Source organism: Rivihabitans pingtungensis (genome assembly GCF_003201855.1).
In the GTDB taxonomy this organism is placed as follows: domain Bacteria; phylum Pseudomonadota; class Gammaproteobacteria; order Burkholderiales; family Aquaspirillaceae; genus Rivihabitans; species Rivihabitans pingtungensis.
The window spans coordinates 38196-48124 of the sequence record NZ_QJKI01000026.1 but is presented as its reverse complement, the minus strand read 5'-3'; the positions used below and the strand labels follow the sequence as shown (position 1 = coordinate 48124).

Here is a 9929-nt window from a genome sequence, read left to right as displayed (position 1 = left end):
GCCCATTCTTCGTCGCTGACATCGGATGGGTAAGGTTTGCGGTTTTCCATGGGGCTTGGATTTTACCGCTATGGGATAGTTCAGAACAGGCTCTAACTTGTTGATGAGGTTCACCATGTCGGCTTCCCAAGGCGCACCGGCTGTCCAGCGCCTGACCCTGACAGCCGCCGACGGCTATACGCTGACGGCCCACCGTTTTTCGCCGGCCGGGCCGGCTCGCGCCAATCTGGTGATGGCCGGCGCCACCGCCGTGCCGCAAAAATTCTATCGCCGCTTTGCCGAATTTGCCCGTCAACAGGGCTATGACACGCTGACGCTGGATTATCGCGGCATTGGCCAATCCGCCCCCAAATCGCTGCGTGGTTTTCGCATGGACTACCTTGATTGGGGTCGGCTGGATCTCGCTGCTGCCGTAAACCTCATGCATGACCCCAGTCGCCCCTTGTTCATGGTGGGTCATTCCTACGGCGGCCATGCGCTGGGCGTGCTGCCCAATCACCAGCTGCTGGATGCGTTTTATGTGTTTGGCACCGGCTCGGGCTGGCACGGCTGGATGCCGCCGCTGGAGCGCTTGCGCATTGTGCTGCTATGGAATCTGGTTGGCCCGCTGGTCACCCGCTGGAAAGGTTATTTGCCGTTCAAGCGCATGGGCATGGGCGAAAACCTGCCGTTGGATGTCTACCGACAGTGGAAGCGCTGGTGCAGCTATCCACGCTACTTTTTTGACGACCCGGCACGGCCGGAACTGCACGAGGCGTTTGCCCAGGTGCGCATGCCGATTGTCGCCGCCAACTCGCTGGACGACGCCTGGGCCTCGCCGCGCTCGCGCGATGCTTTCATGCAAGGCTACCGCAACGCTGACTGGCAGGCGCACACCATCCAGCCAGACGCCCATACCGGGCCAATTGGGCATATGGGTTACTTCCGCCCCAGCTCACAGCGGTTGTGGCAAGAGGCACTGGACTGGTTTGCCCAGCGCAAGGTCATGTCAGCACCACCCGCCAGCGCAGCCATCCCGCCCGTGGTGGCGCTGCTGGCCTGAGCGGACAGGGTCAGCGCCGGGGTGGAATGGAATAGGTGCCGGTGACATGCGCCACCGGCTCGGCTTCACCCTCGGTGTACAGCAGCACTTCGCCCACCGCCAGCCGCTGGCCCAACTTGAGAATGCGGCCTTCGGCCAGGATGTCCTTCTGGCCGGGTTTGCGCAAAAAATTGATGTTCAGGCTGGTGGTTACTGCCAGCTCCACCTTGCCGATCATGCCCAGCACCACGGCATACAAGGTGACATCCGCCAGCGCCATCAGCGCCGGGCCGGCAATGGTGCCGCCCGGACGGATCAGACCAGGGTTGAAGTGCATGCGCATGCGCGCCTGGCCATGGCCGATGTCGCTGGTGCGGATGCCAAACAAGCCCACCAAGGGCAACTCGGCGTCAATTAAAGTCTGAAAATCGGCAACAGAAATTTGGCTCACAGCAGGCTCCAGCAGGGCGGGGAAAACAGCAGCATGGTCAGTGCCCGCACGCGCCGTCAATCTTGCGACGCACCATCACGAGCCTGCTTGCCCAAACAGGCATGGCGCGCGGCTTGTCAAGCATTTGCGTATGGCGCATAATGCCGGTTTCAGCAAAGTAGCGTAGGCAAACCCCCTGCGCCCGTGACCCAAAGGAAAAACCATGAAAGCTGGCATCCATCCGGATTACAAAGACTTGAACGTGACCTGCTCCTGCGGCCACACCTTCGTCACCCGTTCCACCATGGGCAAAGACGCCTTCCACGTGGAAGTGTGCTCGCAGTGCCACCCGTTCTACACCGGCAAGCAAAAGGTGCTGGACACCGCTGGCCGCATCGACAAGTTCAAGCAAAAGTTCGGCAAGTTCGCTCGTTAATCGACGAACCCCCAACAAAAAAAGGCAGCCTTGGCTGCCTTTTTTTGTTGACTGCAATCCCGCACAATATCGCCTTTGCCACGTCGGCAACCCTGCCAAGCCTACGCGTCTATGCTGACCTATACCCCGCCCTCGCACCCCGAACTGCCCAAGCCAACAGAAAAGCCCTGGCTGTTGCTGCTATTGTGCTTTATCTGGCTGTGGCCGGGCATTTTGGGCCATGGCCCGTGGAAACCTGATGAGCCTTATGCCCTTGGTGTCGTGCAGTGGATGCTGCACAGCGGCGACTGGCTGACACCACGCATTGCCGGGGAACCGTATCTGGACACCCCGCCGTTGTATTACTGGGTGGCTGCGCTGTTTGCCCGGGCATTTTCTCCATGGCTATTGCCGCTGCATGACGCGGCGCGGCTGGCCACTCCCTTGTTCATGTCGCTGACCCTGCTGTTTGTCGGCATGACCGCACGCGAGCTGATCGGCCGCCGCCATGGCCGCAGTGCCGTGTTGATCCTGATTGGCTGCCTGGGTTTGATCGATACCGGTCACCAGCTCAGCGCCGACGTAGCCATCCTGTGCGCCGAAGCGGCCTGCCTGCTGGGGCTGACACTTGCCTTGCGCCGTGGTTTTCTCGGGGCGCTGGCGCTGGCGCTGGGCAGTGCCGCCCTGATGCTGTCGGCCAGTCTGGTGGAACTGGTGCTGCTGTGGATGACGGCCGCCATGCTGCCCGCGTTTCGTGGCTGGCGCAGCCGCCAGTATGTCAAAACCATCACCATTGCCTTGGCCCTGGGCGCGCCTTTGGTGCTGATGTGGCCGATGTCGATGGCCAAACATCAGCCGGAACTGTTTGCCCAGTGGTGGCATTCGCTGGCGCTGGGGCCGTTTTATGGCTTTGGCCGCTTTGCCCTGCTGCACGATTTTGGCTACTACCTGCGCCTGCTACCATGGTTTGCCTGGCCCGCCTGGCCGCTGGCCGCCTGGGCGGTCTGGCGTGGTCGGGAGCGGCTGTCGTCCACCCGCTATCAGCTGCCGCTGGTGCTGGTGCTGATGAACCTGCTGATGCTGATGCTGTCGCCCCGTCAGAACCCGGTCTATGCACTGCCGCTATTGCTGCCGCTGGCCGTACTGGCTGCCGTGGAACTGGACACCCTCAAACGTGGCGCCGCTGCGTTCTTTAACTGGTTCGGTATTTTCACTCTGGGGCTGGCCGGTGTGCTGGTCTGGCTGGGCTGGACGGCGATGAATTTTGGCTGGCCTGCCAAACTGGCCGCAAAAGCGGTCAAATACAGCCCCAGTTATGAAGCCCAGATTCATGTCCTGCCCTTGCTGCTGGCACTGGCCATGTCGCTGGCCTGGGGCTGGGCAGTCACGCGCCGCCGGTTGATGGGACGCCAGGCCGTGACCAACTGGGCGCTGGGCATGACCTTGCTGTGGAGTCTGGCCGGCACCCTGTGGCTGCCATGGCTGGATGCCCAGAAAGGCTACCATATGGTCATGCTCTCACTGCGCGCCAGCCTGCCTGCACAACTGGACAGCTGCGTGGCCAGTGCGCCGGGCAACCAGCTGCCGCGCGCCATGGCGTATTACTATGTCAATCTGCCGCTGCTCAATAGCGAAACCGTGCAGGGCCACAGTTGTCGGTACCGTTTGATCAGCACACCAGAAGCCAATTATCAGCCGGAAGGCCCGTGGAAAATGCTGTGGCGTGGCGCCCGGCCGGCGGAGAAACGCGAGTTTTATGTGCTGCTCAAACGCCAGGACTAGGGCGTGTCATCAATCAATACCCGAAGGGGTTGAAGGACACAGGTCAGGCACCAATGTAGAGCGCCATGAGTAAAAGATATGCCCTCAGCGATGCGCAGTGGGAACGCATCAAGGATTTGCTGCCCGGCCAGGCAGGTCAGCCTGGAGCCACAGCCAAGAACAACCGCCTGTTCGTCGATGCCGTGCTGTACCGCTACCGCGCAGGCATCCCCTGGCGCGACCTGCCAGCGCGATTCGGCGACTTTCGCGTCGTGCATACCCGGCACTCACGCTGGAGCAGGACGGGGGTGTGGCAGCGGGTGTTCGAGGCCCTGGCGCAGGATGCAGACAACGAGTACGCCATGATCGATTCGACCATTGTGCGCGCCCACCAGCACAGCGCTGGTGCAAAAGGGGGGATCCAGACAAGCAAGCCCTCGGACGCAGCCGAGGCGGCCTGAGCACAAAGATTCACGCCACTGTCGATGCTTTGGGCAACCCGACAGGTTTTTTGCTCACGCCCGGACAGGCCCATGATCTCCAGGGTGCTGATGCCCTGCTCAAGGACTCTCCGGCGCAGGCCGTCATCGCCGACAAGGCCTATGATGCACATGCCCGGCTGATCAAGCCGCTGCTGGACAAAGGCAAGACCGTAGTGATTCCCTCACGGGTGACGAACAGGCAGCCACGCGAGCATGACCGTGATCTTTACAAGGCACGGCATCTGATTGAAAACTTCTTTGCACGTCTCAAGCAATACCGTGCGATTGCAACGCGATACGACAAGACTGCATGTAACTTCCTTGGTGCGGTGTATCTTGCTGCTGCCATGGTCTGGCTCGCATGAGCGGCTAAAACCTGCTCATCACGTCGGGGTTGATTGGTGACACGCCCTAAAAACCGCCAACAACACTCAGTGCAATGCTCCTGAGACAGTGCGGGGATCGTGCAGCAACGCCAGGGAGTTTTGTTAGCGGCGCTTAACTGTCTTCGGCGGCAGATTCTTCCGGAAGCAAACACTGACCGCCCAGGCGCTGGCCCAGCATGGCTGCCAGCGTCTGGGCCGGCACCGGGCGGCTGAACCAGAAGCCCTGCATCAGATCACATTGCATTTCGACCAGCACCGCACACTGGCCGGCGGTTTCCACCCCTTCGGCCACCACGCGCACCCCCAGCCCGTGCGCCAGCGTGATAATGGCGCGGGTAATTGCCGCATCGCTGCTGCGGCTGTCGATGTGCTGAATGAAACTGCGGTCGATCTTCAGCGTATCGATGGGCAGTTTTTGCAAATAGCTCAGGCTGGAATACCCGGTGCCAAAATCATCCAGCGAAATCTTCACCCCCAGCGCACGCAAGGCTTGCAGCAGGCGGATGGCGGCATCCAGATTGTCCAGCAGCAGGCTTTCGGTGATTTCCAGCTCCAGTGCATCGGGCGGCAGGCCGCTGTCATCCAGACAGCTCTGCACGGTCGCCGCCAGATCATCATGGCTGAACTGGCGGCTGGATACATTCACCGCCACCCGCATGTCCGGATAGCCTGATTGCCGCCAGCGCAGGCAATCGTGACAAGCTGCCAGCAGTACCTGACGGCCAATGGCGACAATCAGGCCGGTTTCTTCCGCCAGTGGCAAAAAGCGGGCGGGAGACAACACCCCGAGTGCCGGATGCTGCCAGCGCACCAGCGCCTCACAACACAGCAGCTCGCCGTCGGCGTTGACCTTGGGCTGGTAATAGGCCACAAACTGCTGGGCCTGCACACCGTTGCGCATCTCGCGCTCCAGATCCAGCCGTTCGGCATTCTGTGCGTGCATGGCTTGGGCAAACAGCTGATACGTATTGCGCCCGGCCGCCTTGGCCGCATACATCGCCGTATCGGCATTGCGCATCAGGATATCTGGCGTATCGCCATCGGCCGGGAAAAAGCACACCCCAATGCTGGGGCTGATATGGAACAACTTGCCTTCCAGCTCGAATGGATCATGAAACGCCGCCAGCACCCGCGAAAACAACATGGCTGCCTCGTCAGCGCAGCACATCTCGCTGGCCAGGATGACAAATTCGTCGCCCCCGATGCGTGACACCAGATCGTCCGCACGCACCAGCGTTTGCAAGCGCCGGGCCACCGCCTGCAACAGGCAATCGCCAGCGGCGTGCCCCAGCGTGTCGTTGATGGTTTTGAAGCGATCCAGATCGAGAAAGCCCAGGGCAAACGGGCGCGGTGGCAATTGATGAATCGCCTCGGCCATCCGCCCATACAAAAAATGCCGGTTGGTCAGCCCGGTAACCGGGTCGTGGTGCGCCAGATAGCGGATGCGATCTTCCTGCTGATGGCTTTCCGTGGTGTCCGTCACCACACAGATATGATTGTCCGGGTCTTCCTCGCTGACGATACGACTGATGCGCACCTGGCAATAGCGGCTGCCGGCGCGAGTGTTCAGCCACATGGCATCCTGCCAGCTGCCTTCGCTGTCCAGTCGCGTCAGCAGCGCCTGATAAAGCGCCGGGTTATCGGTGCTCAGGCCCGGCAGCAACTGGCCGGTCTGCTCGTCGCTGAACAAGCGGTAAAAGCCCGGGTTGCAACTGCGCAGACGCAGCTCACTGTCCAGAATGGCGATGCCATCGTGGCTTTGCTCAATGGCGCGTTGCAATAAATGCAACTGGCGCTCGGCTGTCACCTGGGCCGTCACGTCCAGCAAAGTGGCACGGATGGCCCGATCGCCGCCGGTATCCAGCCGGCCCAGATGGACATCGATATGTCGTTGTGGCTGGCCATCCAGCGGCTGAAAACGCCAGCGAAACTGGCTAAGCGCCCCGTCGTCCGCCGCCCGCAAGGCCTGTCGCCAGCGCTGCTGCCACAAGGCTGGAGCATCTGGCAAGGCGACCAGTTCGGCATCAAAGGGGGTATGGCGGGCCAGGGCATCCGGCCGGCAGCCCAGCAAACGCGCAGCCTGTGGATTGCCCTCAATAAATTGGCCGCTGTCCGGATTCAGCAGGGCAATACCTTCCGGCGCCTCATCCACCAGCGCCTGATAACGACGCTGGCTGTGCGCCAGCGCCTGGCTGATGGCCTCACGCTGGCCCAGCTCAGCCAGCAGGGCCTGGTTTTGCTGCTCCAGTCGGGAAAACAACTGCGCCAGTGCCTGGCGAGTGGTTTCCAGTGCATTACCCAATTGCCCCAGCTCATCCTGACGCCGCCACAAAAATGGCTGCAATAGCCGGCGCTCGGCCAGGGCACGCGCCTGTGCCACCAACTGACGCACCGGCAATACCAGCCGCCAGTGCAGCATGGCCACAATCAGCAACAGGGTCAGCCCGAACTGCGTCCCGATCAGCCACAACCGCTCGTCGCGCTCACGGGCAATCTGCGCCTGCACCACGCCATCACAAAACTCCGCCAGGGTATGCCCCAGCTCGCGACCTTGCCGCAGCACCGGAAAATACCGGGTCGCACAGTGGCCATCCCGGCGGCGCAACTCGTCACGGTGGTAAAACAACTGACGGGTGTCGGTCAGCACACTCAGGCTGACCAGACGAGCATCCTGAAACTGGGCATCCAGCAAGGGCGTGGCCAGCTCGGGATTGAGATCCCACAGCGGCGCTTGCAAGCCAGACGCCAGCTTGCCCTGAAACTGACGGATATCCTGATCAAATGCCTGATACAGGCGCAGGCGCGTATCCTGCACATCCCACAAGGCCCACAAAGCCGCCGGGGCGGCCGCCCCCACGGTCAGCACCACCAGCACCAGCCCAGATAACTTGCGACGAACCCACATGCAGCCTTCCTTCCCGGTGGCGTGGACACATCATGGCAATTTCCCTACCGCCGGTCTGACTATAGAGTAATCCTGCGTCAGCCGCATGACCACATGGGCGCCGCTCAGCCACGTCGCTGCAACAGCGCGGTCAGCAGGCCCAGCACCAGCCCCCAGAATGCGCTGCCAATGCCAAACAGCGACATCCCCGAAGCCGTCACCACAAAGGTCATCAAGGCCGCGTCGCGCTCGCCGGGGTGCTCCAGCGCGCTGGCCAGACCGTTGCCAATGGTGCCCAATAGCGCCAGGCCGGCAATCGCCAGAATCAGCGCTTGTGGCAGGGCGCTGAACAAGCCCACCACCGTTGCGCCAAGCATGCCGGTGGCAATATAAAACAAGCCCGCCCAGATCGACGCCCGATAGCGCTGGGCCGGGTCGGGGTCGGCGTCCGGGCTCATGCAGATGGCGGCGGTAATGGCGGCCAGATTAAACGAAAACCCGCCAAACGGCGCCAGCAGCACGCCGGCCAGCCCGGTCCAGCCCACCAGCGGCGAAACCGGCAACGTATAACCATTGGCGCGCAACACCGCCACCCCAGGCATATTCTGCGAGGCCATGGTCACCACAAACAGCGGCAGCCCCACGCCAATCAGCGCCGACCAGGAAAATTCCGGCGCCATCCATACCGGCTGTGCCAGGCTGACGGTGAGTTTTTCCAGATGAATCAAACCCTGCGCCGCCGCCAGTGCCAGACCAATCAGCAGGGTCAGCGGCACGGCAAAGCGCGGCGTGTGGCGGCGCAGCAACAAAAAGCCCAGCAACATGCCGCCCACCAGCCACGGTTGCGCCGGCAAGGCAGTAAACGCGCCCAGACCAAAGCGCAGCAGCACCCCAGCCAGCATGGCGGCGGCAATCGCCTTGGGCACTTTCTGCATCAGCGTGTCAAACCAACCGGTGACCCCGCACAGCACCGCCAACGCCGAAGCAAACAAAAACGCGCCCACCGCCTCGCCCATCGACACCCCGGCCAGCGCCGTGACCAACAGCGCTGCGCCCGGCGTAGACCACGCCGTCAACACCGGGGTTTTATGCCACCAGGCCAGGCCAGCACTGGTCACCCCCATGCCGATGCCCAATGCCCATAGCCACGAACCGATTTGCGCCGGCGTGGCGCCCACCGCGCTGGCTGCCTGAAAAATAATCGCCGCCGAACTGGTGTAGCCCACCACCACGGCAATCAGCCCGGCTGACATATGGGCCGGATGAAAAAAACGACGCATGCAAACCCCTTTATCCCTCGCCCGGCATGACAGACCGACAGATGGATTGTTATGATGCGAGGATGCTAACCGATGTGCGCCATAACGCACAAGCTTGCCATGCCACCACCCACGTTGCCCAATACCGTTACCCCGCCCCCACTGGGCGACACCCTGCGCGCGCTGCGCAAAACCCGCGGCTGGAGCCTGGACCAAACCGCCGCCGCCACTGGCGTCAGCAAAGCCATGCTGGGTCAAATCGAACGCGGTGAATCCAGCCCCACCGTGGCCACACTGTGGAAGCTGGCCGGCGGCCTGCATATCTCGCTCTCACAACTGCTGGAACCGCCACCCACCCCGCCCGACACCCTGCTGCGCGACGCCGCCAGCCTGCGCCGCCAACCGGCCAGCGACGCCATGCTGGTGGCGCCGTTGTTTCCGTATGATCCGCAAGTGGGTTTTGAAGTATTCGAGCTGACGCTTTTGCCCGGCTACACTCGCCGTTCTGAACCCCACGCGACGGGGGTGATTGAATATATTTTGGTGACAGCGGGCGTCATGGATGTCTGGCTGGACGGCGACTGGCGCTCGCTGGCCCAAGGCCAGGCCCTGCGCTTTGCCGCCGACCGTGAACACGGCTACCGCAATCAGGGAAAGGTGCCGGCAGTGTTTCACAATGTGATTCACTACCCCTGTGGCCACGCGCAAAGCCTGGCGGAACCCACCATCCGGTGACTCACCCCACCTGATCACAGGACAAGGCTGGACACGCCCGCCCGGAAGATTTTGTGAGCAGCTCTTAAGACAAAGCCTGACCCATGTGCATGACCGGCTGGCAGCACACTTCGGTTTTGACCGAATTGGCAATAAAACACGCCTCATGCGCGGCGTGATGCATTTGCGCGATCTGGGCCGGGCTTGGCTGATGCGCGCCGGAAAACACCACCTCCGGCCGCAGCGTCACCCTCAGCATCGCCGTCTTGCCCTCTGCATTCACCCCCATCTCCCCGACGGCCGCATCGGCGTAGCGGTCAACACAAAACCGCTGCTGAGCGGCAATCGACAAAAACCACAGCATATGGCAGCTGGACAGCGAGGCAACAAAAGCCTCTTCCGGGTCGATGGCCGCCGCCTCAGACATCGGCAAGGGCACAATATGCGGCGACGACGACCCTGCCACCTCGATGCCGCCGTCAAACCGCAGCAGATGTTTTCTGCTGTAGCGCTGGTTTAAAAAGTCCTGCCCGTTGCGAAGCCATAGGATGTCGGCGTGGTGTTCAGCCATCATGGT

General features: G+C 62.0%; 9 protein-coding genes. 5 read left to right on the top strand and 4 right to left on the bottom strand.

All coding sequences use genetic code 11. The features are described from left to right. Positions 1–115: 115 nt before the first annotated feature. A complete protein-coding gene (locus DFR34_RS14590; protein WP_110391888.1) occupies positions 116–1042 on the top strand; it encodes an alpha/beta hydrolase family protein in 927 nt (308 codons plus the stop codon). A 10-nt stretch (positions 1043–1052) separates the two neighbouring features. Here the strand turns inward: DFR34_RS14590 and DFR34_RS14585 are convergent, their stop codons facing one another. Continuing rightward, positions 1053–1472 (bottom strand): PaaI family thioesterase, encoded by a 420-nt coding sequence (locus tag DFR34_RS14585; RefSeq protein ID WP_110391887.1) that lies wholly within the window; start codon positions 1470–1472, stop codon positions 1053–1055. Positions 1473–1674: 202 nt separating this feature from the next. Between DFR34_RS14585 and rpmE the strand changes: the two genes are divergently transcribed. From rpmE to DFR34_RS14570, 3 genes are all read left to right on the top strand, one after another. Next, a complete protein-coding gene (gene rpmE, locus DFR34_RS14580) occupies positions 1675–1887 on the top strand; it encodes a 50S ribosomal protein L31 (protein WP_110391886.1) in 213 nt (70 codons plus the stop codon). Positions 1888–1998: 111 nt separating this feature from the next. Further along, a complete protein-coding gene (locus DFR34_RS14575; protein WP_110391885.1) occupies positions 1999–3648 on the top strand; it encodes an ArnT family glycosyltransferase in 1650 nt (549 codons plus the stop codon). Positions 3649–3713: 65 nt separating this feature from the next. Then, positions 3714–4474 (top strand): IS5 family transposase gene (locus DFR34_RS14570; protein WP_373277978.1). Its coding sequence is split into 2 segments (ribosomal slippage): positions 3714–4038 and positions 4038–4474, totalling 762 coding nucleotides; the frame shifts between segments, so codons are not numbered across the junction. A 133-nt stretch (positions 4475–4607) separates the two neighbouring features. Here DFR34_RS14570 and DFR34_RS14565 read toward each other — a convergent pair. Next, positions 4608–7400: an EAL domain-containing protein gene (locus DFR34_RS14565; protein ID WP_110391884.1), complete on the bottom strand. Its 2793-nt coding sequence runs from the start codon at positions 7398–7400 to the stop codon at positions 4608–4610. 104 nt (positions 7401–7504) lie between these two features. Beyond that, on the bottom strand, positions 7505–8659 hold the full coding sequence (locus DFR34_RS14560) for a benzoate/H(+) symporter BenE family transporter (protein WP_110391883.1): 1155 nt from the start codon (positions 8657–8659) through the stop codon (positions 7505–7507). Between the two features lie 99 nt (positions 8660–8758). Here DFR34_RS14560 and DFR34_RS14555 point away from each other — a divergent pair, with 99 nt between their 5' ends. Further along, on the top strand, positions 8759–9373 hold the full coding sequence (locus DFR34_RS14555) for a helix-turn-helix domain-containing protein (protein WP_110391882.1): 615 nt from the start codon (positions 8759–8761) through the stop codon (positions 9371–9373). A gap of 64 nt (positions 9374–9437) precedes the next feature. Here DFR34_RS14555 and DFR34_RS14550 read toward each other — a convergent pair whose 3' ends face one another. Further along, positions 9438–9926, bottom strand: a complete 489-nt coding sequence (locus tag DFR34_RS14550; RefSeq protein WP_245906906.1) for an OsmC family protein — start codon at positions 9924–9926, stop codon at positions 9438–9440. Positions 9927–9929: the final 3 nt, after the last annotated feature.

Bases quoted from the DNA above. Each gene is read 5' to 3' on its own strand.
- DFR34_RS14590 (WP_110391888.1), top strand. From the start codon at position 116: ATGTCGGCTTCCCAAGGCGCACCGGCTGTCCAGCGCCTGACCCTGACA.
- rpmE (WP_110391886.1), top strand. From the start codon at position 1,675: ATGAAAGCTGGCATCCATCCGGATTACAAAGACTTGAACGTGACCTGC.
- DFR34_RS14575 (WP_110391885.1), top strand. From the start codon at position 1,999: ATGCTGACCTATACCCCGCCCTCGCACCCCGAACTGCCCAAGCCAACA.
- DFR34_RS14565 (WP_110391884.1), bottom strand. From the start codon at position 7,400: ATGTGGGTTCGTCGCAAGTTATCTGGGCTGGTGCTGGTGGTGCTGACC.
- DFR34_RS14560 (WP_110391883.1), bottom strand. From the start codon at position 8,659: ATGCGTCGTTTTTTTCATCCGGCCCATATGTCAGCCGGGCTGATTGCC.
- DFR34_RS14555 (WP_110391882.1), top strand. From the start codon at position 8,759: ATGCCACCACCCACGTTGCCCAATACCGTTACCCCGCCCCCACTGGGC.
- DFR34_RS14550 (WP_245906906.1), bottom strand. From the start codon at position 9,926: ATGATGGCTGAACACCACGCCGACATCCTATGGCTTCGCAACGGGCAG.